This is a genomic window from Kitasatospora sp. NPDC091276 (assembly GCF_040684355.1).
GTDB lineage: Bacteria > Actinomycetota > Actinomycetes > Streptomycetales > Streptomycetaceae > Kitasatospora.
On sequence record NZ_JBFBFU010000010.1, the window covers coordinates 98,385 to 123,663 of the forward strand.

Consider the following 25,279-nt stretch of genomic DNA (forward strand, 5'->3'; position numbering starts at 1 on the left):
TCTTCCACGTGACCGGTGCGGTCACGTGCGCGTGCGGGGATTGGTCGTGGCCGCCGGGGACGGTCGCCTCCTAACGTCGGACGGGAAGGGCTCACCCCATCGAGGGAAGGTGTTGACCATGAGCGGCCGACCCGTTCGCATCGCCAACTTCTCCGGCTACCTGGGAGACCGGTACACCGCCATCGACGAGGCCGTGGCCGGTGACCCGGTCGACGTGCTGGTCGGTGACTACCTGGCGGAGATCACCCTCGCCGGCCTGTCGGCGCAGTACCAGGAGGATCCGGCGCGGGGCTACGTCGAGTACTTCCTCGACCAGCTGCGGCCGCACCTGGCCACGCTGGCCCGGCGGCGGGTCAAGGTGGTGACCAACGCGGGCGGTTTCCGGCCCGCCGCCCTGGCCGAGGCCGTGCGCGCGGCGGCCGCCCGGGCGGGCGCCGAGGTCTCGGTGGCCCACGTCGAGGGCGACGACCTGCTGCCCCGGCTGCCCGAACTGGCGCGGGCAGGGCACCGGTTGGAGCACCTCGACACCGGCCGGCCGCTGGCGTCGTGGGGCGCGGAGCCCGTGTCTGCCAACGCCTACCTCGGCGGTTGGGGCATCGCGCGGGCGCTGGCCGAGGGCGCGGACATCGTCGTGTGCGGCCGGGTCACGGACGCGTCCCTGGCCCTGGGCCCGGCGGCGTGGTGGCACGGCTGGGACGGCACGGACTGGGACCGGCTGGCCGGTGCGGTCGTCGCCGGGCACATCATCGAATGCGGCCCGCAGGCCGTCGGCGGCAACTTCTCCGGCTTCACCCGCATCCCGGGCATGCTCACCCCCGGCTTCCCGATCGCCGAGATCGCCGAGGACGGCACCAGCGTGATCACCAAGCACCGGCGGGACGGCGGGGCCGTCACGGTCGACACCGTCACCGCCCAGCTCGTGTACGAGATCCAGGGGCCGCGCTACCTCAATCCCGACGTCACCGTCCACCTGGACGGCGTCCGGCTCCATCCGGCCGGTCCCGACCGGGTCCGGGTGTCCGGGGCGGCGGGTTCGCCTCCGTCGCCGACGACCAAGGTCGCGCTCTTCGCGCCCATCGGCCACACGGTCGTGAACACCGTCTACGTGACCGCGCCCGAGGTCGAGGAGAAGGTGGACCTGCTGCGCGCCCAGATCGGCAGGGACCTGCCCGCGGGCGTGGACGAGCTGGACATCACCAGGATCGGGACCGCGGCCACCGACCCCGAGACGCAGTGGGACGCGACGGTCGCGCTGCGGGTCATGGCCGCCGCCCGCGAGCGCGAGCCGCTGGAGCGCCTCGACCTCGCGGGCCGGCTGGGCAGCCTGTACCTGCAGAGCATCCCGGGCTTCTTCCTGGACGGCCAGGCCGTCCCGCAGACCAGCCCGAAACCCAGGATCGACTACTGGCCCGCCCTGCTGGACATCACCGCCGTGGCCCACCGGGTGGTCCTCGCCGAAGGCCGCACCCTCGACATCGCACCCCCCTCCCGGACGGCGACGGTCCGTCAGCCCGTCCACCCCGAGCCCGAGGAAGCCGTAGAGGAAGCCGTCGAGGAAGCCGTGGAGGCCACCCGGGTGCGCCGCGTGCCGCTGGGCACGGTCACCTACGCCCGCAGCGGCGACAAGGGCGGCAACAGCAACGTGGGGATCTGGGCCCACGACCCCGCCGTGTGGCCGTGGCTGCGCCGGACGCTGACCACGGCGCAGCTGCGGCGCCTGCTGCCGGAGGCGAAGGACCTCGACGTGGTCCGCCACGAGTTCGAGCACCTGCGCGCCGTGCACTTCGTCCTGCGCGGACTGCTGGGAACCGGTGGGTCGTCCAATCTGCGGGTCGACCAGGTCGGCAAGGCGGTCGGCGAATACCTGCGCGCCAAGCACGTCCTGGTCCCCGAAGCGCTGCTGACCGGCGCGGAGGGCCCCGATGACGCTCACTGACCAACTCGCCGAAGCGGTCGCCGACCCGCTGACCCACGACGCCTTCGACCCGCACGCCCACCTCGCCCAGGTCCTGGCCGGGATCGGGATGAGCCCCGCCGACACCGGGGGTGCCATCGCCTTCCACGGCGCGGACCCGGTGGTGCCCAGCACCCTGCGCCTCGGGGCCGCCTCCGCCATCGCGCTGGCCGCCAAGTCCGCCGCCATCGCCAAGCTCTGGCGGCTGCGCGGCGGTTCCGGACAGGACATCGCGGTGGACCTGCGGGTCACCCCGCACCGGCTCTGCCCCTTCTACGAGCGCAGATGGGAACTGCTGAACGGCCACCCGCCCACCGCCTCGTCGAACCCCTCCCAGGCCCTGGGATTCCGCTTCTACCGCACGGCGGACGACCGTTGGGTCATGCCCCTCAACCCCTACCCCAAGATCAAGATCGCCGCCCAGCGGCTGCTCGACGTCCCGGACGACCCCGACCGCGTGGCCGCCGCCATCGCCCGCCGCGACGCGCGCGAGCTGGAGGAAGCCGCCGGGGCGGCCGGAGTGGTCCTGCCGATGCTGCGCACCACCGGCGAACTGCTCGCCGAGCGGCACTACCGCGACGTCCTCGCCGACCTTCCGCTGATCGAGATCACCAAGATCGCCGACAGCGAGCCCGAGCCGTTCCCCCACGGCGCCGACCAGCCCCTGTCCGGGACGCGCGCGCTCGGCATGGGCCACGTGATCGCCGGCGCCGGCCTCGGCCGGGCCCTCGCCCTGCACGGCGCCGACGTCCTCAACCTCTGGCGCCCGGACGAGTTCGAACACGACCTCACCTACGCCAGCGCCAACGTCGGCGTACGGTCGGCCACCGTGGACCCCTACCAGGGCGAAGGCGCCCGGCGGATCAGAGAACTGCTCGCCTCGGCCGACGTCTTCTACGCCAACCGCAGGCCGGGATACCTGGAACGGATCGGCCTCACCGCGCAGGAGGCCGCGCACCTGCGCCCCGGCATCGTCCACGCCACCGCCTCGCTCAACGGTGAACGAGGCCCCTGGGCGGAGCGCGTGGGCTTCGACCAGAGCGCCGGAAGCCTGACCGGCATGATGCTGCTGGAAGGCGGCGGCCAACGCCCCGCACTGCCGCCGATCCTCGTGGTCAACGACTACATCGTCTCCTGGCTGATGGCCGCCGGCGTCGTCGAGGCCCTGACCCGCCGGGCCACCCACGGCGGCAGCTACCGGGTCCACGTCTCGCTGACCCGCGCCGCCCTGTGGATCCTCGCCATGGGGGTGTTCGACCACGCCTATGCCCACGAGGCCGCCGGACACGGCGAGCAGCACGCCTACCTGCCCCCACGGACCTTCACCGCCGACACCCCGCTGGGCCGCTACCAGGGCGTCACCGACCAGGTGGCCATGTCCCGCACCCCCGGCCGGTACCGCACCGTCCTCGTGCCCCGGGGCTCCTGCCGCCCGCAATGGGAGCGGTGACGCCGCGACCCCGGGCCGGTCAGGGGGAGTCCGGCCCGGGGATGCGGACGCCGGCGGAGCGGAGCTCGGTCTCGACCAGTGCGACCAGCCGGGCCCCGCCCGATCCCTGTTCTTCGCCGTGGTGGGCGATCAGCTGGTACCGGCGCGCGGCTTCGGCGCGGGCTTGGAGGCCGGTCACGATCTTCAGCTGGGCGGGGTTGGCGAGGAAGTGGTCGGCCGCGGCGGTCGCGAGTTCGGCGATGCGCGGGTCGTCCGGCTCCCAGGCCGCGGCTTCGGCGCCGCGCTTGAGCAAGGCGACGAACCGGCTGTCCAGCAGGGCGTGTTCGACATGGGTGAGGTAGTCGTCGAAGCCTTCCGGGACCAGGGCCCTGGCCAGCACCCAGCCCTCCCTGGTGGCCGCCGCCTCGTCCGGGGTGAAGCCGAGGCCGGCCATCCGCTCCAGCAGTGCCACGGCGCGGTCGGGCAGCAGCGCCCGGTCGCCGTCGGCGAGCCGGTGCAGCATGTCGCGCCGTGCGGTCAACTCCTCGATCCGTTCGGTGAGTTGACGTTCGACGTCGGCGAGCTTGGCGGTGAACAGCGCGGCGTCGGCGTCGAGCAGGGGCCCGGTCTCGGCCAGCGGCACCCCGGCGGCGGCCAGCGTCCGGACCTGCACCAGCCGCAACAGGTCGGCCGATCCGTACCGCCGGTATCCGGAGCTGTCGCGTTCCGGCTCCTCGGCCAGGCCGAGCTTGTGGTAGTGCCGCACCGTCTTCACCGTGACGCCGACGAACGCCGCCGCCTGCCCGATCGTGACTCCGTTCATCCGCCAATCCTGCCTCGGGTTCGAACTCGGTGGCTACGCGCAGCACATCAGTCCGTCGGCCGGGCCGGATCGGCCTGCCCGCCGCGGAACACCTCGCCGACGAGCCTGTGCATCGCCTGCTGGAACGCCCCGCCGACGGACAGGCCGGCGTCGTCCACGCAGTTCAGCGCGGCGGTCAGGGTCCTGCTGCCGTCGGGCGTGCCGTACATCAGCGCCGCGTGGCCCACGGCGGCGCCGTTGTGGGAGATGACGGTGGCGCCGTCGTCCGTCGTCACCACGAACACGCCCAGGCCGTAGTCCATGTTCGGGATGCCCGTCGGGTGCGGGGTACACATCTCGGCCAGCAGCGGGGGCGGCAGGAGCCTGCCGCCCAGGAGCGCGGAGATGAACGTGTGGAGGTCCCGGGTGGTGGAGATCATGTCGCCGCCGCTGGAGATCCAGGAGGGGTTCTGGCGGGTGATGTCGACCGTCCTCTGCTCGCCGGCGTCCTCGTACCGGTAGTAGGCGTGGGCGTGCGGCTCGGGGATCTCCGGCGAGGTGCCCGGCACCACGGTGCCCGACAGTCCGAGCGGCCCCAGGACCAGCCGCCGCATCTCCTCGGCGACCGGGCGGCCGGTGACCTTCTCGATCAGCAGCCGGGCCAGCACGTAGTTGGTGTTGGAGTAGCTCCAGCCCGCCCCCGGCTCGAACCGCGCCGGCCTGGACAGCGCCAGCCGTACCAGCTCCTGCGGCCGGTAGGTCTTGAACCGGTTGTCCATCCACTCGCTGCCCGTGGTGCCGTAGGGGATGGGGATGCCCGGCGCGACCGTCCCGTCGGCGTAGACCTCGCCGGTGTGGTTGAACACCCCGCTGGTGTGCTGCAACAGCATCCGCACCGTGATCCGCCCGTCCAGCCCGAACTCGGGCAGGTAGTGCGCCGCGGGGGTGTCCAGCCCGATCTTGCCCTCGGCCACCAGTTGCAGCACCAGGGTCGCGGTGAAGGTCTTGGTGCTGCTGCCGATCCGGACCCGCCCGTCCGTCGGCGGCTTCGCGGCCCCGCCCAGTTCGGCCGCCCCGGCGCTGCCGACCCACGCGCCCCGCTCGTCGTGCACGCGCAGCGACACCCCGGTGAAACCGGAGTCGACGATCTCCTCGATCGCCTTCCGCAGTTCCGGGCGGTCCTGTCCGGCGGAGTCGGGGGCGACGGTCCGCAGGGTGCTCTCGTCCTGGCCGGAAGGGCCGGAAGGGCCGGAAAGGGGGAGTGGCATGGTGGTGTGCTCCTTCACATCGGTGACGCCCGGGTCGGCGTCGTGCCGTTGCGAGGAGCTTGAGCCCTGACCCAAGGTCAACCTCAATGGTGATCTCGCTCACAGGCGAGTGGGGGCAAGCCCCGGCGGGCAGGCGCCCCCGCCGCTCGGCAGTCTCCACGCCACCCGCCACCGGGAGGCCGCCACGGACCAGTGGCAGCCCGGCAGTTCTCGATGAGAGAAGTGGCGAGAACCGCGGGTTTCCGCGTGGTGCCCGCCGCCACCGGGGCGCACCGCCGCGCGTCGCCCGTGACGGCGGCCGCCGCTTCGGGTACGACGGGTCCACGGCCGTGAAACGCGCACGCCACCGGTGCGACGTTCCCGGCCGCACACACGCCCGCCTCCCCCACTGAACGAGCCGAGGGCCGGCCGTCACCCTCGCGGCGGATCAGTGGTTCCGAGCCGCCTTGACCAGGCTGCGGTCGGGTCCGGATGGTCCGGATTCCCGTGCGCCGGCCGGCCGCGTACGGCAGGTGACGGCCGTCATGTGCCCCGGGTCGTCCCGGATTCGCTCCGGCGATCGGCCGGCAGGAGGCCGCTGCCCGGGGCGAGGACGGTGGACAGTCGTCGTGTCCCGCGTCCTTGGTGCCGGGCCAGCTCGCGGAACAGGATTTCCACGGCCCCGTTCCGGGGACCGGTCGGAGCGAGGCGACACCATCGGACCAGGTGCCGACAGGTCAGGTCGAAGACCCCGTCGTGGTCCAGGCTGTGGCGGATCAGTTCGACGACCGGCTGCATGCACTCGCCCTCGGCGAGGATTTCACGGTGGAACCAGGACGCCTCGGTGAGGAGATCCGCCAGGAGATGCGGAAAGAGGCGCAGGGCCAATTCGGCGGCGGCCTCGCTCTGCCGCAGCCAGCTCGACAGGTGCCGCACAACCGTCGGCTGGCTGCCCGAGGTGAACAGGCTCACCACGGAGGGCCGGACGGCGCGTTGGACCAGCAGGCTCGGTTCACCGCCGGGCCCTTGGGCGACCCGGAGGAGTAACTCCATGGCACGATCCGGTCGAGAGCGTCCGAAGGAGGTGCCGCAGACGTGGGCCACGGTGCCGCGAAGTCGCGGGTCATGGCTCCAGCTCAACTGGTTCAGAAAGGACTCGACTCGTCCTGCCAGAGCCGGATCGGTGGCCGCTGCACTCAGGGCATGGGCCGCGATCGCCCGGTCGGCGCCGCGTCCCGACACGGCGAGGACCTCGATCCGCCGGAACGTCCGGGAGCCGACGCCGCAACCCGCGGCCAGGCCCAGGGCGCGGCCGGCCGCCGCGGTCAGTTCAGCAGTGTCGGCGACGTGTTCGAGCCATGTGGTCAGCGCCGCGGCGAGGTCGCTGTACTCGCGCCAGACATGTCGTAGGACCGCTTCCGCCTGCCGGTGTCGCGTGAATCGCACCGGCTCCAGCCTCTGGGGGTGAGGTGGCCCGGTACGGATCTCCGGCGGCGTTCGCTCCGCGCGGACGATGTGCAGCAGCTCTTCCCACGGCCACGCGAGGACGAATCGAGGATTGGCGCAGAGCTGTGGGCTTCCGTCATCGCCGTTCCCGGGTGCGGTCCGAAGAGTGCCGCCGACGATGCCGAGGAGCCGTTCTGCCTGTTCCTGGACGACCCGGTGGTCGAGGCCCTCGAAGACGCAGACGGCCAGCAGGAACGCCAAGGCGTGCGGGTTCGCGCGCAACTCGGCGACGAGGCGCGGAGCTTCGCTGTCGGCGAGGAGGACCAGTCGCTCCTGCAGGCTGTCGAGTGTCAGGGACTTCCCGGCCGAGGTGGCCACCGCCGTCGCCAACTCGGCGACTTCGGCGGGCACCAGTTCCGGGACGAGCAGTGCGTCCAGCAGACCGGGCGCCAGGCCTCCGAGCAGCCGGTCGCGTTCGTTCGGGTCCGGTACCGCGGCCGCGAAGCGGGCCGCGAACACGACTTCGGGGATTGGTGGTTGGTGTCTCAGCGGACTGACGTGGAGCTGGTGTTCCAGAGCCCGGACGAGTTCGGGGCTGTCGGGTGCGACGATCACCAGGTAGGCGTCGGCGCTGTCCAGCGACTGCTGGAGATGGTGCACGGTGCTGAGCCTCAAGGGGCGCGGGGCCTGCCGGTCGTCCAGCAGGTAGCCGCCGGCCGCTCCTCGGCGGGGCCGCCACGACGACAGGTCCGTATCGCCGTCGACGGCCCACAGCGTGCTGCCCGGCCGACTGCGGCGGAGAAGCAGGCGGAGCAGCAGATTGACGGCCGCGGTGCGCCGTCCTGTCCCCGGCCGCCCGGCGAGGAAGAACAGCCGCGCTCCAGGTGAGGCCAGGGCGCCGGCGAACCAGTCCGGTTCCGCGAAGCCCGATTGCGCATCGGCGAGTTCCGCCGGTGGGATCGGGCCGCTGTGGACGTGTCCGTGACGGTCCTCATGATGAGCCGCATGGTCGTTGAGGATGCGCTGGTCGCCGTGTACCGCACCGGTGTTGATGTTTCCGTGTGGCGCGTAGATGACCGGGCCGGTCCGATCGCCGGTTCTCAGGAAGTCGGCCAGGTCCTCGGACGAGGTACCGGTGCCGGCACCGCACTCCTCGTCTGCCGTCTCGTCGGGAGGTGCGTCCGGGTGGTTGGCCATGGCAGGACGCTAGCGGGTTTCGAGGCGGCGATGGGTAAACGCCTGGATTCGATAGTGATGATCAACAAGACTGGTATACAGGGAAGTTGGCAGCTCGAAAGTCGTCCGTGCGGTCGCTCTGGACCGCTGCGGTGAAGGGAGGAAGGGTGATGAAGAGTGCACGGGTGGGTGGGCAGTCGGGAGCGGTGACCGTGCTGACGACCCTACCGGTGATGTACCAGGCACTTCTGCGCCAGCTGGATGGGGTGGAGCGATGGCCGGTCGGGGAAAGGAAGTTCGTGGCGTGCGGCCGGCTGACCGGGAGTTCGTGGCGGGTCGCGTCCGTCCTCGTCAGCGGGTACGACCGGGCCGCTGCGGTGATTGCCGAACGTGTCGGTGAAACCGAACCCGCCGTGCTGTTCTTCGTCGATGTCGTGAACTGCCTGGAGGACGACATCGCGCTCGGCGACGTCGTGGTCGCCACCGAGGTGCATCACGAACTGGCGGGCCCGTACTCCGAGGGGCTCGGCGGCTCTCCACGGCCGTGGCAGCCACCGGTGTCCCTGGTTCAGGATGCCTCGGCAGCTCTCGCCGACGGGCGATGGCGCGACCGGATCGCTCCGGGGGTGCTCCTGACCGGGAGACCGGCCGTCCACTTCAAGCCGATCGTTTCCGGAGGTGTTCCGGTCGACGTGACGGCCGGGGAGGTGGCCGGGGAGGTGGCCGAACGGTTGAGCAACGACCACCAGGACGCGGTGGCGGTCGACGACGGGAGCGCAGGGTCCGCAGTGGTGTACCTTCGCCGTGCTCGCCAGGCGTTGGTGGTGTGCGGGGTGGACGGTCGTGCGCAGGACGCCGGACAGGCCATCGACGCCGACGGATCGCGATCGAGAGCGGCGGCTTCTGCTGCCGCCGCGGTGTCGTCCGTGATCGCCGGCCTCCCCCTGAGGCAGTCGGCCGGTCCAGGTGGCGGCACGTTCGCCACCACGTTCGCCACAGCACGGGAGCGACCTGCCGGCAGGACCGGCGGTGATCGCCGCTACGGCGGTGACCACTACGAGTTCAACGGAGTCTTCACGGGCTCGACGGTGACGGGCAGACAAGCAGGTTGCCGTGCGGAGCGGCCCCACTCGGGTGGTGATCGTTGAGGAATCTGTTCCAGGTCCAGGCCGAACGGCTGTGCCGGGTCCGGGCGGGCAGTGATCCGGTCGAGGACTTGTTTCCGCTCGGGTACGACGGCTTCCTGGACGAGGAGGCGGGATATCGGCCGGTGGACGGACAGGTGCTCCCGGGGGCCCTGCTGAGGCCGGAGGAAGTGGCGGGAGCCGGGGTCATGGTGTTGCTGGGCGAGCCCGGCGGCGGGAAGACGACGGTGCTGCGGCGTCTGGTCGAGGACTTGACACCGCTGGACCCGGCGAATCCGGAGACCTCGGACAGCTACGTCTGGGTCGACGGCTCCGAGCTGACCGAGTACTCCTACCAGCAGCTGATCGGACGGTTTCTGGACGGCCTGCCCCGCAAGCCCCGGCGGAGCGGGGACACCACGGCGTCGGAGCCGCCGCAGGCGGCATCGGGTGCGGCAGCTGCCCGCCGCGTGACCATCGTGCTGGACCAGCTGGACGAGAGCCCCCGGCTGCTCCCCCTGCACGGCGCCCTGGCGAGGTCGCTGAACGGCAGGGACACCACGGGCCTGCGGATGCTGCTGGCCTGCCGAACCGCCGACTGGCCCCCGCGGCTGACCGACGTACTCACCGAACACTTCAGCGACTGCCTGTTCGTCGACCTCGCGCCACTGTCCCGTGCCGAGGCCGTGCGCCTGGTCGACAGCACCGGTACGGACGGCGAGGGCCTCGTGACCGCCGCGGTGTCGGTCGGCGCGGGCGCCCTGGCCAGCGCGCCGCTGACGCTGGAACTGCTCGTTCGTTCCTGCCGGGAGAACGACGGCCTGAGCGGTGATCCCCACGGGCTCTTCGCGAGCGGTGCCCGGCTGCTGGCCGCCGAACACGATCCCGGACGCAACACCCCGGGCCCACCGCAGACGTTGCCCAGGCAGCGCGTGGAGATCGCCGGCCGGATCGCCGCCCGGATGCTGCTGTCGGGACGACGGACGCTCTGGCACGAGCCCGCGCACCGCGATCAGCGGCACCGGCTCGACCTGGAGATCGACGACGTGGCCGGGGGAGAGGAGGAGACCGCGCCGGGAGACCGCTTCCACGTCACCCCGCCGGCGGTGCGCGAGGTGCTTCACACCGCCCTGTTCACCGCGACCAACCGTGAACGCAGCGCGTTCCGGCATTCGTCGCTGTCGGCCTATCTCGCCGCCTCGTACCTGGTTCGTCGACGGTTGACGCGCCGGCAGCTGAAGGCGCTCTTCCTGGTCGACATCCCGGGGGCGAGCGCGGCCCGCATCCCTCCGCCCCTGCGTGAGACGGCGGCCTGGCTGGTCGCCCTCGATCCGGAGCACGTCGGATGGCTGGCCGACGCGGATCCCGAGAGCGTGACCGTCCACAGCTCGCTGGTGCGGTCCGACGCGATGCGCGAGTTGATCGTCGCCCGGCTCCTGGAGGACGCGGCCGAGGTGGAGTTGAGCCCCAACCGGTGGCAGCTCACCCGCTGGAGCCTGCTCCACCCACGGGTGGGGGAGCAACTCGGTGCGGCCCTGGTGGGCGACCCGACCGCGCTGGACGACGACTGGCCGATGCGGGCGCGGGTACGGGTGGCTCTACAGCTCGCCCGGGGCTGCGCCGAGCCCGCCCTGGTGGCCCCGCTGCTCGCCCTGTGCCGAGACGACCGCTGGCCGGCGACCGAGCGCAGGCTCGCCATGAGCGCGGCGTTCGCCTGCGCCCCCGAGACGGCCGCGAACGAACTGCGGCCCCTGCTCTGCTCCCTGGAGGACGACGAGTACGCCGCTCGCGTCGATCCGGACGATGAGCTCCGAGGCGTCCTGCTGACCGGGCTCTGGCCCGGTCATCTCGACCTCGCGACGGTGCTGAGGGTGCTGCGACCGCCGCGGAACACCCATCTGTACGGCAGCTATCGCGCGTTCCTCCGAGTTCTGGTGGCCGACTGCGACGAGGAGCAGGCGGCCGGTCTGCTGGGCCGGCTGGTCGCCCGGGACTCCGGGTTCCCCGGTTCGGACGATCCGGCGGTGGAGCAGTTCGTCGACGCGGTCGTCGATCGCGTGCTGAGCTCCGAGCGCGCCGCGGCGCTCTATCCGCAGGCGGCGGTGATCGTCGCCGGGCGCCTCCGGCGGCATGCGCGGGTTTCCTGTCCGAGCGGCATGGACGACACCGGGCCGGGCGCCTGCGATGCCGCTGCGGCCCGGTCCGGTCGGTTGGCGTTCGTGGACGCGCTGGTCAGGGAGAGCCTCAGCGACGGCCAATCGTCCGTGGCGGTGCTGTGGGAGCTCACCCGCCTGCGGTGGGCGGCACCGGATCGTCGCTCCCTGTGCAGTCTGGCGAAGGCGGAGGACTTCGGGTGGGTCCTGGACCAGGGGGATCGGGCAGTGCGGGCCGGCGAGCCGGAGATCGCGGAAGCCTACGTGACCCTCGCGTTCCATCTCTACCGCCACGACGACCAGGAGGCTTTCGAACTCCTCTGGGAGCGGCGGGAGGATCCGACCTGGGCGCGGTTGAGGTGGATCTTCGAGGGAGTTCCGCTGGAGATGGCGAACTTCCTGCGCATGCATTCCGAAGCCGAACGGAATGCGTCCGAGGCGGCCGGCGCATCCGCCGAACTGTCCGGTTTTCAGCATGCGGCCCTCGCCGGTGCCCGAAACGGTGACACCGACAGCTTCTGGAAATTGCTGTGGAACCTCCAAGTGCCTCTCGAGGGCGGCAGGACCAAGGCGTGCGACAGCGGTGACATCAAGGACTGGCCGGGCGCCGCGTTGTTCTCCGCCGAGCAGCTGGCCGTGCTTCCGGACTGCGCGCTGCACTACCTCCGGGCCGAGCACGACCACCGTGATTCCTGGCTCGGGACGGACAAGCAGGACCTGCGAGCCTGGGCGGGCCATCAGTCGCTCGTCCTCCTGCACCGGGTCGGCCGAATCGGCGAGGTTCCCGAACACATCTGGCCGCGTTGGACAGCGGCAGTCGCGTGCAGTCCGCCGACTGCGCCCGAGGGGGTGCTTCGTGAGGTGCAGGCGGCGCTGCTGCGCCTCGCCGCAGAGCACGCGCCGGACGATTTCGCGGAAACCGTCGAACGATGTGTCCGAGCAGACCTGGAGCACGGGCGGCACCCTTGCAACCTGCGACTCCTGGAACCGCAGTGGTCCGCGCCGCTGGCACTCGTGATGGAGGGCCTGGCCCGGTCAGTGGCCGAGGAGATCGGGCAGGCAGCGGGTGACGACAGGGCGATCCTGGACACCTGGTCGGTATTGCTCGAAGCCTTGCTGCCGGTGGGAAGCGAGCCGGCACACGCTCTCGTGGCCGAGGTGCTGAAGGGGGTGGCGGACTTCCAGGAGCCCGTCCGAGCGGAGCTGGCGGTAAGGGCGGCCAAGGCGCTGCTGACCACGGACTCTCCCGGGGCGTGGCCGCGCCTTCGGACGCTGACCGGTAGATCGGAGTCGTTCAGCCGCGGCCTGGCGGAGGCCTGTACCGCGGAGGCGGCGCGGCAGCGGATCGAAGCACCGCTGGCCGAGGCCGAACTGGCCGAGCTCTACCGCTGGCTGCACTCCTTGTCCGCCGCCGCCGAAACCGCCTACCCCGTGGGAGGCAATTTCGTCGATGCTGCGCAGCAGGTCGTGGAGTGGCGGGAAGCCATCCCCCGGACGCTGACTCGCAGATGCACCCCGGAAGCGCTCCGTGTCCTCAAGTCACTGGTCGCGGAATTCCCTTGGCGACTGGGTCTGAAGTCCGCGCTCGTCGCCGCACAGAACGGCTATGCCGCGGCCGGATGGTCGGGAGTTCCCCTCGACGAACTGGTCGGCATCCTGTCGTTCCCCGAACAGGGGGGAACGATCGTCCTGGGGGACCACTACGAGTTCAACGGTCATTACATCGACACGAATGTCATCGGACAGCTGAACGGAGGGTCCGAACTCCCTTCGTCCGAGGACGGGTTCGCTCGCCCGATCGGCCTCGATCGCGAGGCTGCCGCCGCCGCGCGCCACGTTCGGCGGGCGGCCTCCGGCGACGACCCGCCGAGTGGGCCGGCCAGGAGGGACGCGCTCCTCGCCGGCCTGTCCGCCAGCCGGGGACGGCTGGTGACGCGCTGGATCGCCGTGGGGCTGGCACCCGAACAGGCGGAGGAACTGGCCGACGACGGTGCCGTCGGCGTGTGCCGGGAGTTCGGGCGATTCCACAGCGGACGCAGGATCGCCGTTCTGACGGGCGACTTCGGCTCGGGGAAGACCGTTGCCCTGGAACGCGAGTACCGGACGTCGGCGCTGCGGGCCATCGACGACCTCCGCGCGCCGCTGCCGGTCCACCTCACCGTGAAGTCGAGTGGGCCCGACCTGCTGCGAGCGCTCGACGAACAGCTTGCGCGGTTCCCCGGCGACCACGACCAGGTGACGGTCTTCCTCGACGGCCTGGACGAGTTCGGTGCCGGGCGCTCGGCGGAGATCCTCGACGACCTCCGGGCCTGGGTCTACAGCGCGTCCGGCCGGAAGGTCCTGGCCACCAGCCGCCCCGACAGCCTCCTTCAGAGCGCTGACTGTCTCACCCTGCCCGCACTCTCGGACACCGAACTCCGCGACCTCCTCGACAGGGTGGGGGCACCACGGGCGCTGGCGTGGCACTCCAACCCCGAGATCCGCGACGCACTGCACCGGCCGCTCTTCGCGCTGATCGCCGCCGACTGCCGGAAGGCCGGCTCCGATGTACCCCACTCACGAGGGGAGTTCCTCGCCGCCCTCGTCGAACGGGCGCTCGCGCGGGCCCCCGGGCTCGGTGACGACACGTACACCCTGCTCGGCCGGCTCGGCCGGCTCACCCTGGACTCCGGTGGCGCCGTCCCGGCAGGCGAGGCCGGGACCAGGGAGGAACAGCTCCGACTCGTCCGGACCAGGCTGGTCGTCCACCGGCAGCGCACGCTCACCTTCGCCCTCCCGGTGCTGGGACAGTACTTCGGAGGCCAGTACGTCCTGGACAACGGACTGCCGGAGCTCGTGGAGTTCTCCCCACAGCGCCGGGACCGGTGGCGGGACGCTCTGACCTTCGTCGTCTCCAGCGGCCCCTGGGACCGCGTGACGTCGCTGCTGAGCGATCTGACGGCCGTTGACCCCGGGTTGGCCGCATGGATCACCGAAAAGGCCGTCCCGAGCTTCGGGCACGGATCGACGGTCGCGCACCCCGAGGCCCTCGAATGCGCCCGGCGCCTGTCCGGGACGCTCGACGCCTGGCTCGGCGGAGTCGGCCGCGCGAGCGCCCTGCTCAGCTGCGCGGACGGAACCGGCCGAGGGGTCCCCATCGGGGTCGGATCAGGCACCGAGAGCTCCAGCAGTCTCGGCCTCGTGTTCGCCGACCCCGCAGCCTTCGACGGCCGTGAGCGCTTCTTCGAGACCACTGCCCCGCCGGACCTGAAACGAGGCGAAGTGGACGGGCTGAGGATCACCTCGCTCCGTTCGGTGACCGTCGCGTCCGATGTCCCCGCCTGGCCGTGGCGGCTTTCCCTGTCCTGGGTGAAGAGCAGCATGGCACAGGTGCTGGAGCACAGGGCCTTTCCACTGCCGGACAACCCGGCCGCGCGTCTGGAAGAGGTTTGGAGCCTCGCCCGGCTGCTGACCGACCAGCGTGGCACATGGGCGCACCGTCCCGTTCCGATCCCCGACGTCGTCTCCACGATCGACGAGATCTTCCGCCACGCGCCGGACGCCGTCCTGCTGCGGTTCCGGCGCGGCGAGGTCGTGTCGAGGTCGCAGTTGGCGGAACTCCGCGACCAGTGCGTCGAACAGAGCCTCCCGATCACGCGTGACGGATTGATCCGCCGCCCCTACCCGGTACCGGATGTCCCGCTGGAGCAGATGTCGGGCGACATTTCGAGTGCGTACAGCGAGGAGGTGCTGATCGACCTGGTCGGACAGGTCTACTCCGGCGCCCTCTCCATCTACGAGGACATCGTCGCGCAGTACCTGTCTCCCGTCCGGCGGACCTTGTTCCTCGGTGGTGCGCTGCCGGTGCGGTTCGCCTGCAAGATCAGCTGGCCCCCCGCCGGGACCGACCGTGGCTGGGGTTTCGGGCCCACGTTCTCGCGTGTCGTTGTCCCGTTGCCGCTCGGTTCCTCGTCGCACGTCGACGTCACCCGGGTGGAGGACGTCCGTGCCGAGCCCGACTCCTGGCCGTGGTCCGGCTCCGTCGACGGCCAGGCCGACTTTCGCCACCTCCGCCCCGAATCGGCCGCATGGTCCAGCCGGAGCGTCGTCCGTGAGGCCCTGTGGGTGTTCGGGGACACTCCGGCTACGGCTCTCGCCTACAACTGGCTGGCGAAGGACCTCGATGCGGTCGGACTCTCCGATTCGGTCAGCCCATCCTTCGACTAGCCGTTCTTCCCGGTGTCGCCGCAGGCCACAGGCCCGTGCCGACTGCCGCGGCAGCCCCGCCGAGCGCGTAGCAGGGCGGGGCGGGCCGGTTGCCGGTTGCCGGGCGTGCGCAGCCAGGTCCGGCCGGGTGGGGGTCAGGCGTCGTTCTGGCTCGACTGGCAGAAGTCCTTGTCGGCGGCGTGTTCGGTCAGGTACCCGGCGGTGATGAGGCCGGCGACGTCGTACGTGCCCGGGATGTCGCCCGGCTTCAGGGCCGGGTCGAGCCACTGCTGGAGTCCGTTGCCCGGCTGGGAGAACGCGCCCGCGATGTGCCCCTGCTGGACGTTGAACGGCCTCTGCACCTCGAAGCAGTGGTAGTTGTCCTCGCCCCCGTTGAGGGAGTCCGGCGGAAGGGCTCGCTGGGGGAACGGCGTGCCGCCGGGGGCGAGGAACGAGCCGTAGGCGCTGTTCCCGAAGCGGTCCAGCTTCTGGTGCTCCGTCATGCTCTGTACGGCCATGTCGAGGGTGCCGTTGTTGTCGGTGAAGCCGTTGTGGTCCGGGTACTTCCACCCCCTCCAGTCCCGGTACCAGTCCAGGAAGCGCACCGGCGTCACTCCGCCCAGCCGGTCGTAGCCCGCCAGCAGCTTGGTCAGCACGGAGTCCGTCGGCAGGGTGACCGGGCCGAGTTCCTTCCGGGTGCAGAGGTAGTTCTCGGCGCCGGCATCGCGGACCTTGGGGACGCCCTCGCACTCCGTGATCGGAACCCCTCGGGAGGCGGAGGACTGGGCGGCGGCGGTGCCGGTGGCGGCCAGCCCCGTCAGGGGTAGGGCGATCGCCAGTGAGAGGGCGGCGAGAGTGGGGGTGCGCATGGGCGGGCGGCTCCGTTCGGGGTGCGGGGCGGGGAGGGGGCTGGGCGGGTTGCGGCCGTCGGCGCGTACGGCGGACCGTGTGGCCGCCGGACCCGCGCACAGTTACGCACGGCGATTTGCCGTCGTGCACGCACAAGATGTCCGACGCCACTGGTGCCCACCCGTTCGGCCGATGCCGCTGACGGATGCTCGGCTCGCGGGAGCCGGACCTGTCCCGCCCCGTCCGCTCCCTCGCCCTCATCCAGCCCTCCGCCTTCACCGGGGTAGCGCTTGGCAGGCGACCCCGCGCGCCTTGGTGGCGGCTGTCACGCTTCGGCACATGCGGAGCCTCTCCGGTGGTGCCGTAGCATCCGGATGGCAAAACACACACCTGTCAGCGGGGGAGAGTACTGCACTTGTTCAAGAGATCGACGGCCGTGCCGGCCGGGGCGGCCGCACGGGCGGCCTGCGCGGTCGTGCTGATGGTGTCGGGCGCCCTGGTGCTCGGCTCGTGCTCATCCGTGGGGTCGCCGGGTGGAGGGCGGGAAACGCCGAGCGAGCCCACACGTGTCGAGTCCCGGGAGGAGGCGCTGGCCCGGGCGGATCGGGTCCAGGACCACGTGCGCGAGCTGACGGGCCTCGAGCGGGATCCGTGGGGCAAGCTCATCGGCTACTACAGGTGCAAGGGGCGGGGGTTGGGTATCGCCGATGAGGGCGAGGCGTACCAGCTCAGTTCGGGGAACCTGTTGAAGGCCACGGACGACCAGCGTCCCGAGGTGCTGCGGGCGCTGCGGGAGAAGCTGGCGGGCGAGGGCTTCAAGATCACCTCGTCGGCGTCCGGTGCGGACGCTCAGTCCACCCCGCCCACCTGGGAGTTCGATGCCGTCCACGAGTCCGACGGCTACACCGTTTCGGCGGGCGCGTCGAAGCCCGGCCAGGGTGTGAGTGTGATGGTCGTCCTGCCCTGTCAGGCCCCGCCGTCCGCCGGTGCGGCTTCGCCCGCTCCGACGGCCACCACCTGAGGCCGGCGCGGCGGTTACGTCAACTACGCTACTGGAAAAGGTAGTTGGCGTCAGTCCCGGCACGTCGACTCGGGGCGGCGGGACGCCCCGGCGTGGGTGCGCCGGGGCGTCCGGTCAGGCGTCGGTGCGGCTCGCCGCGGTCAGCGGGGCGTACAGCTCGGGGCGGCGGGTGCGCAGCAGGCCGAACTCCCGCCAGTCCCGGCACTGGTCGAGGTCGAGGTCGGCGACGAGGACGGCGGGCCGGTCGCGCGGGGCGCGGAGCAGGATCCGGCCGTACGGGTCGGAGATGAACGACGAGCCGTAGAAGGTGGACCGGCCCTCCGTCCCGATCCGGTTGGGCACGATCATGAACAGCGCGTTGGCGAGGCCGTTGGCGCTGATGGCGTGCTCCCACATGGGCCGGGTGTCGAAGTCCGGGAGGTCCACCTCGGAGCCGATGGCGGTGGGGTGGACGAGGACTTCGGCGCCGCCGAGCGCGTAGGCGCGGGCGAGTTCGGGGAACCACTCGTCCCAGCAGGTGGGGAAGCCGAAGGCGGCGCCCTGGTGGGCCAGGACGGGGAACCCGCTGTCGCCGGGGCGGAAGCACAGGTCCTCGCGGTAGCCGGGGAAGGCCGGGATGTGGTTCTTCCGGGTCCTGGCGACGAGGGTGCCGTCGCGGTCCACGCAGACGGCCGTGTTGTAGCCGAGGCCGCCGTCCTCGGCGCGCTCGTACAGGGAGGCGTGGACGCTGATGCCGAGTTCGGCGGCGAGTTCGGCGGCGAGGCGGGTGGTGGGCCCCGTCTCGACGTCCTCCAGGTGGCGGGCGGCGCCTTCCCCCAGCGGGTCGTCGGTGTTGCAGAAGTAGGGACTGCGGGTCAGCTCGGGCAGGCACACCATCGTCGCGCCCTGCGCGGCGGCGAGTGCCACGCCCTCGCGCAGCCGGGCGTCGTGCTCGGCCGGGTCGGCGTACCAGCGCATCTGCACGAGCCCGACGCGCAGCGGCGCGCGTTCGGCCGGCCTGGTGCGGCCGGGGGAGCCGAGCGGGGAGCCGAAGGAGGTGAGGACGGCGTACGAGGTCACGGGTGTTCCTTCTGTTCTCTGGCGCTGATACGGAGGTGCCGGTGAAGGCCCTGCGATATAACTGAAAGTTCAGTCAGCTTTGCTGGCGTGGTGAAAATGTAGCCACGCCGGAACGTTCCGGCAAGGGGTGGCCGGCGAATGGTGTGCGGCTGTGCGGCTGTGCGGCTGTGCGGCGACCGCGTCGGGCAGGAGATCGGCGCGGCGGAAACCCGATGGCGCAACGCGCGTGCGGGCCTCTGGACTTACTAGGACGTCCAACTATATGGTCGACGACAGGTCCGCGGTGTCAGGGAAGCCGGTGTGAGTCCGGCACGGTCCCGCCACTGTGACCGGGGAGTTCGTCCTCGCAGACGAAGGCCACTGGCAGCCAGCCGGGAAGGCCTGGGGGCGTGCGGTGATCCGGGAGTCAGGATACCGGCCGCGGGTGTTCCGTGTTTTCCACGAGGATGGAGACGACACGCATGACTCCGGGCTGCTCCCGCTCCACTGCCGCTCCTGGTCGTCCCGTGCCCACGGCCGCCGGGGCGTCCACGCCCTGACGTTCCGTTCCGCCGCCGCACGCCCGTGCCGCGGGGCGCACCACCGTGCGCCCGCCGACCCGCGGCGGCCTCCGATCCTCCTCCTCTCCCCACCCTGTCGAGAGAAGGAACCCGATGGTCCGAGAACTGACCCACTTCGTCGCCGGCAAGCCCACCGCCGGCACCTCCGGTCGCTTCGGCGACGTGTACGACCCCAACACCGGCCGGGTGCAGGCCCGGGTGCCGTTGGCGAGCCGGGCCGAGGTCGAGGCGGTGATCGCCGACGCCGCGCAGGCCCAGCCCGGGTGGGCGGCGTGGAACCCGCAGCGACGCGCCCGCGTCCTGCTCCGCTTCCTCCAACTCGTCGAGCAGGAGAAGGAGGAACTGGCCCGGCTGCTGTCCGCCGAGCACGGCAAGACCGTGGCCGATGCCCACGGGGACGTCCAGCGCGGCCTGGAGGTCGTGGAGTTCGCCGCCGGCATCCCGCACCTGCTGAAGGGCGAGTTCAGCGACAACGCGGGCACCGGCATCGACGTGTACTCGATGCGCCAGCCGCTCGGCGTGGTCGCTGGCATCACGCCGTTCAACTTCCCGGCGATGATCCCGCTCTGGAAGGCCGCACCCGCCATCGCCTGCGGCAACGCCTTCGTCCTCAAGCCCTCGGAGCGCGACCCCTCGGTGCCGCTGCGCCTCGCCGAACTGTTCCTGGAGGCCGGGCTGCCGCCGGGCGTGCTGAACGTGGTCAACGGCGGCAAGGACGCCGTGGACACCCTGCTGGAGGACCCGCGGGTGCAGGCGGTCGGGTTCGTCGGCTCCACGCCGATCGCCCGGTACGTGTACGCCACCGCCGCCGCGCACGGGAAGCGGGCACAGTGCTTCGGCGGTGCCAAGAACCACCTGGTCGTGATGCCGGACGCCGACCTCGACCAGGCCGCGGACGCGCTGATCGGCGCCGGCTACGGCTCGGCCGGCGAGCGCTGCATGGCGATCTCGGTGGCCGTCCCGGTGGGGGAGGAGACCGCCGACGCCCTGGTGGCCAAACTGGTCGAGCGGATCGCCGCGTTGAAGGTCGGGCGCTCGGACGACCCGGCGGCGGACTTCGGCCCGCTGGTCGGCGCCGACGCGCTGGAGCGGGTCCGCGGCTACCTGGACCTCGGGGTCGAGGAGGGCGCCGAACTCGTGGTCGACGGGCGGGACTTCCGGCTGGAGGGGCACGAGGGCGGCTACTTCCTCGGCGCCTCGCTGTTCGACCGCGTCACGGCGGACATGCGGATCTACCGGGAGGAGATCTTCGGCCCCGTCCTGACCGTGCTCCGCGCCGCCGACTACGAGGAGGCGCTGCGCCTGCCCAGCGAGCACGAGTTCGGCAACGGCGTGGCCATCTACACCCGGGACGGCGACACGGCACGGGACTTCGCGCGCCGGGTGAACACCGGCATGGTCGGCGTCAACGTGCCGATCCCCGTGCCGGTCGCGTACCACACCTTCGGCGGCTGGAAGCGCTCCGGGTTCGGCGACCTCAACCAGCACGGGCCGGACTCGATCCGCTTCTACACCCGCACCCGCACCGTCACCTCGCGCTGGCCCTCCGGGGTCAAGGAGGGCGCGAGCTTCACCATCCCGACGATGGGCTGAGGGCGCCGTGCACGACCTCACAGAGGACCAGCTCGCCATCGCGGCGACCGCCCGGGCCTTCGCCCGCGAACACCTGGCGCCGAACGCGGTCGCGTGGGACCAGGCCAAGCACTTCCCGGTGGACGTGCTGCGCAAGGCGGCGGACGTCGGCCTGGCCGGTGTCTACGTCCGCGAGGAGTCCGGCGGCTCCGGACTCACCCGCGCCGACGGCGTGCTCGTGTTCGAGGCGCTGGCCACCGGCTGCCCGTCCATCGCCGCCTACCTGTCCATCCACAACATGGTCGCCTGGATGATCGACCGCTACGGCGACGACGCCCAGCGCGCCCGGTGGCTGCCGGGTCTCAGCGCCATGGCGACCCCCGCCAGCTACTGCCTCACCGAGCCCGGCGCGGGCTCGGACGCGGCGGCACTGACCACCCGGGCCCGCCGGGACGGGGACCACTGGGTCCTCGACGGCGTCAAGCAGTTCATCTCGGGCGCCGGCGTCTCCCGGGTCTACCTGGTGATGGCCCGCACCGGCGGACCGGGGGCCGGCGGGGTGTCCGCGTTCGTCGTCGAACGCGAGGACGCCGGAGTCTCGTTCGGTCCCGACGAGAAGAAGATGGGGTGGAACGCCCAGCCCACCCGCCAGGTGCTCCTGGACGGCGTCCGGCTCCCGGCCGACCGCCTCCTCGGAGCCGAGGGCGAAGGCTTCCGGATCGCCATGAACGGGCTGAACGGAGGCCGGCTCGGCATCGCCGCCTGCTCCCTGGGCGGAGCGCAGGACGCCCTGGAGCGGGCCACCGGCTACCTGGCGGACCGCGAGGCGTTCGGCGCCCGGCTCCTGCACGCCCAGGCGCTGCAGTTCCGGCTCGCCGACATGGCCACGGAGCTGGAGGCGGCCAGATCGCTGCTCTGGCGGGCCGCCTCGGCCCTGGACCGGGGGGACCCGAGGGCCCCGGAGCTGTGCGCGATGGCCAAGCGGCACGCCACCGACACCGGCTTCGAGGTCGCCAACCAGGCGCTCCAACTGCACGGCGGCTACGGCTACCTGGCCGAGTACGGCATTGAGAAGATCGTCCGCGACCTGCGGGTGCACCAGATCCTGGAAGGAACCAACGAGATCATGCGCGTCATCGTCGCCCGCGGCCTGATCGGGGCCGCGTGATGGCGGGGACCGACCTCGACGAGGTCCTGGTCCACCGCGAGGGCCGGGCGGGCCTGATCGTCCTCAACCGCCCCGCAGCCCTGAACGCCCTCACCCACGGCATGGTGCGGAGCATCTCCGACGCCCTGGACGCGTGGGAGGAGGACGAGCGGGTCGAAACCGTGGTCATCACCGGCGCCGGTGAGCGGGCCTTCTGCGCCGGCGGCGACATCGTCGCCATCCACCGCGCCGCCACCGGCGCGGACCCGGGCGCCGTCGAGGAGTTCTGGCGCGACGAGTACCGCCTCAACGCCCGCATCGCCCGCTACCCCAAGCCCTACGTCGCGCTCATGAGCGGCATCGTGATGGGCGGCGGGGTCGGGGTCTCCGCCCACGGCAGCGTCCGGATCGTCACCGAGACCACGCGCATCGCCATGCCCGAGGCCGGCATCGGCTTCGTCCCGGACGTGGGCGGCACCTACCTGCTCGCCCTCGCGCCCGGCGAGTCGGGTACCCACCTGGCCCTGACCGCAGGTTCCGTCGGCGCCGCGGACGCGCTGCTGTGCGGCCTCGCCGACCACTTCGCCCCGGCCGAGCGGCTGCCCGCGCTGCTGGACGACCTGGCCGAACTCCCCGTGCACGACGCCCTCGAACGCAACGTCGGGCCCGCACCGGCCGGCGTGCTGGACGGCCGGCGGGCCTGGATCGACCACTGCTACGGGGCCGACACCGTGGAGGAGATCCTCGACCGCCTGCGGGACAGCGGCGAACCGGAGGCCAAGAAGGCCGCGGACCGGATCGCCGCCAACTCGCCCGCCGCCGTGAAGGCCACCCTCGCCGCCCTGCGCCGGGCCCGCACCCTCGGCCCGCTGGAGGCCGTCCTCGACCAGGAGTACCGGACCTCCTGCGCGGCGCTCTCCACACCGGACCTGGCCGAGGGGATCCGCGCCCAGGTGATCGACAAGGACCGTTCCCCGCGGTGGAACCCGTCGACGCTGAGCGCCGTCGGGCCCGCCGCGGTGGCCCGCTACTTCGCCCCGCTCGGCGACCGGGAACTCGGCCTGGCCCCCACCACACCCCTGGAGCGCTGGTGACCCACCGCAACGGAGTCAACGGATTCAACGGAGTCAACGGATTCAACGGAGTCATCGGATTCATCGGCCTCGGCAACATGGGCGGCCCGATGGCCGCCAACCTCGCCGAGGCCGGGCACACCGTGACCGGCTACGACCTGGCGCCGGAGGCGCTGCGGCGGGCGGAGAAGGGCGGCGTCCGTCCGGCGCGGTCCGCGACCGAGGCGGTGCGGGAGGCCGACGTCGTCATCAGCATGCTGCCGGCCGGCCGGCACGTGCTGGCCGCCTACGCCGACCTGCTGCCCGCCGCCCGCCCGGGAACGCTCTTCGTCGACTGCTCCACGATCGACGTCGCCGACGCCCGGGCGGCGCACGACCTGGCCGTGACCGCCGGGCACCGGGCGGTGGACGCGCCGGTCTCCGGCGGGGTGGTCGGTGCCACGGCCGCGAGCCTCACCTTCATGGTCGGAGCCGCCGAGCCGGACTTCGAGGCGGTCCGACCGGTGCTGGAGGCGATGGGCCGCAAGGTCGTGCACTGCGGATCCCCCGGAGCGGGGCAGGCCGCGAAGATCTGCAACAACATGATCCTGGGCATCTCGATGATCGCGGTCAGCGAGGCCTTCGTGCTCGGAGAGAGCCTCGGACTCAGCCACCAGGCCCTCTACGACGTCGCCTCGACCGCCTCCGGCCAGTGCTGGGCGCTCACCACCAACTGCCCCGTCCCCGGGCCGGTGCCGACCAGCCCGGCCAACCGCGACTACGCGGCCGGGTTCGCCGCCGCCCTGATGGCCAAGGACCTCGGACTCGCCGCCGGGGCCGCCGACGCCGCGGGCCTGCCCACGAACCTCGGACGCAGGGCGGCGCAGCTGTACGCGGACTTCGCGCAGGCCGACGGCGGCGCCGGCCTGGACTTCTCGGCGATCATCACCACCCTGCGGGAGGACGGCAAGTGACCGGCTACGAGACGATCCTGGTCGAGCGCAAGGGCCGGGTGGGGCTGATCACGCTCGACCGGCCCAAGGCGCTCAACGCGCTCAACACCCAGCTGATGAACGAAGTCGTGCAGGCGGCAACGGAGTTCGACCGTGCCCCGGAGATCGGCGCGCTGGTCATCACCGGCTCGGAGAAGGCCTTCGCGGCCGGCGCCGACATCAAGGAGATGCAGTCGCTCGACTTCGTCGACGCCTACCTCGGCGACTGGTTCGCCGCCTGGGACCGCTTCGCCGCGCTGCGCAAGCCGGTGGTGGCGGCGGTGGCGGGCTACGCGCTGGGCGGCGGCTGCGAGCTGGCGATGCTGTGCGACGTCCTCCTGGCGGCGGACACCGCGAAGTTCGGGCAGCCGGAGATCAAGCTCGGCGTGATCCCGGGCATCGGCGGCTCGCAGCGGCTGACCCGGGCGGTCGGCAAGGCGAAGGCGATGGAACTGTGCCTGACCGGCCGGATGATGGGCGCCGAGGAGGCCGAGCGGGCCGGCTTGGTCTCCCGGATCGTCCCGGCGGGCCAACTGCTGGCCGAGGCCCTGACGGTGGCCGGGACGATCGCGGCGATGTCCACCCCGGCAGCGGTCATGCTCAAGGAGAGCGTCAACCGCTCGTACGAGACCACGCTCGCCGAGGGCGTGCGCTTCGAACGGCGCCTGTTCCACGCCGCCTTCGCCACGGCGGACCAGAAGGAGGGCATGGCGGCCTTCGCCGAGAAGCGCCCGCCGGAGTTCCTTCACCGCTGACGGTCCGAGCGCTTCGCGGCGCGATGTGGCGCGATGCGGCGGACGATCCCTTGACCGGATCTTCTCCGTCTCGCCGTGACGGGCCGTCATGTTGTGACTCCGCCGCTGGGGGAAGTCCGGTCCGAATCCGGCGCCGACCCGCAACGGTAGGCCGCCGATCCGATGTCGGCGGCGAGCCCGGGTACCCGGCGGCGGAGGTGTGTCGTCCCCTCCTCCCGTCGTGGTCTGCGGGCCGGAGCTCCGAGGGCTGCCCGGCTTGTTGCCGCCGTCCTCCGGGCCCCTGCGTGCGGGCCCGGAAAGGCCCACCGTGTCCTCGTTCCGACGCCCCCTGCGCCTCTTCGCGATACCCGCGCTCGCCCTCGCCACCGTCCTCCCGACGGCCGCTGCCGCCCACGCGGCACCGCCATCGGCTCCGCGAGCGGTGAGGGAGTCTCACCATGCGGACGGCTTCCGTGAATTCCGCGTCGGCCCCGGCGGTTTGCCCCTAAGCTGGCGACGCAGCTGGTTCGTCCTGCCCGCCAGGCAGGACGTCGCAAGAGGGAACCCGGTGGGAATCCGGGACTGCCCCGCAGCGGTGAGTGGGAACGACCGCCGTCATACGCACTGGACCCGGGACGGGTCTGGGAAGCGATGGCCAGTAGGTACCGGACGCCGACAGGCACGGTGCGCCCACGAGTCCGAAGACCTGCCCGTTGCCCGCCCGCGGACCGTTCCGCGTGCGGATATCCCGGTGACCTCGTGGGCGGGTCGGCGACC

General features: G+C 71.9%; 15 protein-coding genes and 3 riboswitches. Of the genes, 10 read left to right on the forward strand and 5 right to left on the reverse strand.

Annotated features, from left to right (window positions below):
* The first annotated feature begins 118 nt into the window (after nt 1–118).
* Together AB0O19_RS14865 and AB0O19_RS14870 are read left to right on the forward strand one after the other, a co-directional pair.
* Complete coding sequence (locus tag AB0O19_RS14865) at nt 119–1,936, forward strand: acyclic terpene utilization AtuA family protein (protein ID WP_363619669.1); 1,818 nt, start codon at nt 119–121, stop codon at nt 1,934–1,936.
* Nucleotides 1,923–3,404, forward strand: a complete 1,482-nt coding sequence (locus AB0O19_RS14870; RefSeq protein ID WP_363619671.1) for a CoA transferase — start codon at nt 1,923–1,925, stop codon at nt 3,402–3,404. Before AB0O19_RS14865 ends, AB0O19_RS14870 begins: the two co-directional genes overlap by 14 nt.
* A gap of 19 nt (nt 3,405–3,423) precedes the next feature.
* Here the strand turns inward: AB0O19_RS14870 and AB0O19_RS14875 are convergent, their stop codons facing one another.
* The 3 genes from AB0O19_RS14875 to AB0O19_RS14885 all read right to left on the reverse strand — a co-directional run bounded on the left by AB0O19_RS14875 (nt 3,424) and on the right by AB0O19_RS14885 (nt 8,075).
* Complete coding sequence (locus AB0O19_RS14875) at nt 3,424–4,206, reverse strand: MerR family transcriptional regulator (RefSeq protein ID WP_363619673.1); 783 nt, start codon at nt 4,204–4,206, stop codon at nt 3,424–3,426.
* 47 nt (nt 4,207–4,253) lie between these two features.
* Nucleotides 4,254–5,453, reverse strand: coding sequence for a serine hydrolase domain-containing protein (locus AB0O19_RS14880; RefSeq protein ID WP_363619675.1), 1,200 nt, complete (start codon nt 5,451–5,453; stop codon nt 4,254–4,256).
* A gap of 522 nt (nt 5,454–5,975) precedes the next feature.
* The gene (locus AB0O19_RS14885; protein WP_363619677.1) at nt 5,976–8,075 is read right to left on the reverse strand and encodes a hypothetical protein; all 2,100 of its coding nucleotides are present in this window, start codon (nt 8,073–8,075) and stop codon (nt 5,976–5,978) included.
* A gap of 185 nt (nt 8,076–8,260) precedes the next feature.
* Between AB0O19_RS14885 and AB0O19_RS14890 the strand changes: the two genes are divergently transcribed.
* A complete protein-coding gene (locus AB0O19_RS14890) occupies nt 8,261–9,202 on the forward strand; it encodes a hypothetical protein (protein ID WP_363619679.1) in 942 nt (313 codons plus the stop codon).
* 185 nt (nt 9,203–9,387) lie between these two features.
* Nucleotides 9,388–15,537, forward strand: coding sequence for a hypothetical protein (locus tag AB0O19_RS14895; protein WP_363619681.1), 6,150 nt, complete (start codon nt 9,388–9,390; stop codon nt 15,535–15,537).
* Nucleotides 15,538–15,671: 134 nt separating this feature from the next.
* Here AB0O19_RS14895 and AB0O19_RS14900 read toward each other — a convergent pair whose 3' ends face one another.
* Nucleotides 15,672–16,385, reverse strand: a complete 714-nt coding sequence (locus AB0O19_RS14900; RefSeq protein WP_363619683.1) for a TNT domain-containing protein — start codon at nt 16,383–16,385, stop codon at nt 15,672–15,674.
* A gap of 599 nt (nt 16,386–16,984) precedes the next feature.
* On the opposite strand from AB0O19_RS14900, the gene AB0O19_RS14905 reads away from it, so the two are divergent.
* Nucleotides 16,985–17,386: a hypothetical protein gene (locus AB0O19_RS14905; RefSeq protein ID WP_363619685.1), complete on the forward strand. Its 402-nt coding sequence runs from the start codon at nt 16,985–16,987 to the stop codon at nt 17,384–17,386.
* 114 nt (nt 17,387–17,500) lie between these two features.
* On the opposite strand, the gene AB0O19_RS14910 is transcribed toward AB0O19_RS14905, so the two are convergent.
* Complete coding sequence (locus tag AB0O19_RS14910) at nt 17,501–18,445, reverse strand: nitrilase-related carbon-nitrogen hydrolase (RefSeq protein WP_363619687.1); 945 nt, start codon at nt 18,443–18,445, stop codon at nt 17,501–17,503.
* A 246-nt stretch (nt 18,446–18,691) separates the two neighbouring features.
* A riboswitch (cobalamin riboswitch) is annotated at nt 18,692–18,883 on the forward strand.
* A gap of 215 nt (nt 18,884–19,098) precedes the next feature.
* Here AB0O19_RS14910 and AB0O19_RS14915 point away from each other — a divergent pair.
* Genes AB0O19_RS14915 through AB0O19_RS14935 form a run of 5 tightly spaced genes read left to right on the forward strand, consistent with a single transcriptional unit; the run spans nt 19,099 to nt 24,523 of the window.
* Nucleotides 19,099–20,598: a CoA-acylating methylmalonate-semialdehyde dehydrogenase gene (locus AB0O19_RS14915; RefSeq protein WP_363619689.1), complete on the forward strand. Its 1,500-nt coding sequence runs from the start codon at nt 19,099–19,101 to the stop codon at nt 20,596–20,598.
* A gap of 7 nt (nt 20,599–20,605) precedes the next feature.
* Nucleotides 20,606–21,745 carry an acyl-CoA dehydrogenase family protein gene (locus tag AB0O19_RS14920; RefSeq protein ID WP_363619691.1) on the forward strand — a complete coding sequence of 380 codons (1,140 nt, stop codon included), beginning with the start codon at nt 20,606–20,608 and terminating at the stop codon, nt 21,743–21,745.
* Nucleotides 21,745–22,818 carry an enoyl-CoA hydratase/isomerase family protein gene (locus AB0O19_RS14925; RefSeq protein WP_363619692.1) on the forward strand — a complete coding sequence of 358 codons (1,074 nt, stop codon included), beginning with the start codon at nt 21,745–21,747 and terminating at the stop codon, nt 22,816–22,818. Before AB0O19_RS14920 ends, AB0O19_RS14925 begins: the two co-directional genes overlap by 1 nt.
* The gene (gene mmsB / locus AB0O19_RS14930; RefSeq protein ID WP_363619694.1) at nt 22,815–23,750 is read left to right on the forward strand and encodes a 3-hydroxyisobutyrate dehydrogenase; all 936 of its coding nucleotides are present in this window, start codon (nt 22,815–22,817) and stop codon (nt 23,748–23,750) included. The genes AB0O19_RS14925 and mmsB overlap by 4 nt, the downstream gene beginning before the upstream one ends.
* Entirely contained in the window at nt 23,747–24,523 is a 777-nt protein-coding gene (locus AB0O19_RS14935) for an enoyl-CoA hydratase (protein ID WP_363619696.1), read from the forward strand. The genes mmsB and AB0O19_RS14935 overlap by 4 nt, the downstream gene beginning before the upstream one ends.
* An 86-nt stretch (nt 24,524–24,609) precedes the next feature.
* A riboswitch (cobalamin riboswitch) is annotated at nt 24,610–24,731 on the forward strand.
* A gap of 277 nt (nt 24,732–25,008) precedes the next feature.
* Nucleotides 25,009–25,231: riboswitch (cobalamin riboswitch) on the forward strand.
* Nucleotides 25,232–25,279: the final 48 nt, after the last annotated feature.

Coding starts and splice junctions, on each gene's coding strand:
- AB0O19_RS14925 (WP_363619692.1), top strand. CDS start 21,745: ATGGCGGGGACCGACCTCGACGAGGTCCTGGTCCACCGCGAGGGCCGG.
- AB0O19_RS14870 (WP_363619671.1), top strand. CDS start 1,923: ATGACGCTCACTGACCAACTCGCCGAAGCGGTCGCCGACCCGCTGACC.
- AB0O19_RS14880 (WP_363619675.1), bottom strand. CDS start 5,453: ATGCCACTCCCCCTTTCCGGCCCTTCCGGCCCTTCCGGCCAGGACGAG.
- AB0O19_RS14895 (WP_363619681.1), top strand. CDS start 9,388: ATGGTGTTGCTGGGCGAGCCCGGCGGCGGGAAGACGACGGTGCTGCGG.
- AB0O19_RS14865 (WP_363619669.1), top strand. CDS start 119: ATGAGCGGCCGACCCGTTCGCATCGCCAACTTCTCCGGCTACCTGGGA.
- AB0O19_RS14885 (WP_363619677.1), bottom strand. CDS start 8,075: ATGGCCAACCACCCGGACGCACCTCCCGACGAGACGGCAGACGAGGAG.
- AB0O19_RS14875 (WP_363619673.1), bottom strand. CDS start 4,206: ATGAACGGAGTCACGATCGGGCAGGCGGCGGCGTTCGTCGGCGTCACG.
- AB0O19_RS14900 (WP_363619683.1), bottom strand. CDS start 16,385: ATGCGCACCCCCACTCTCGCCGCCCTCTCACTGGCGATCGCCCTACCC.
- AB0O19_RS14915 (WP_363619689.1), top strand. CDS start 19,099: ATGGTCCGAGAACTGACCCACTTCGTCGCCGGCAAGCCCACCGCCGGC.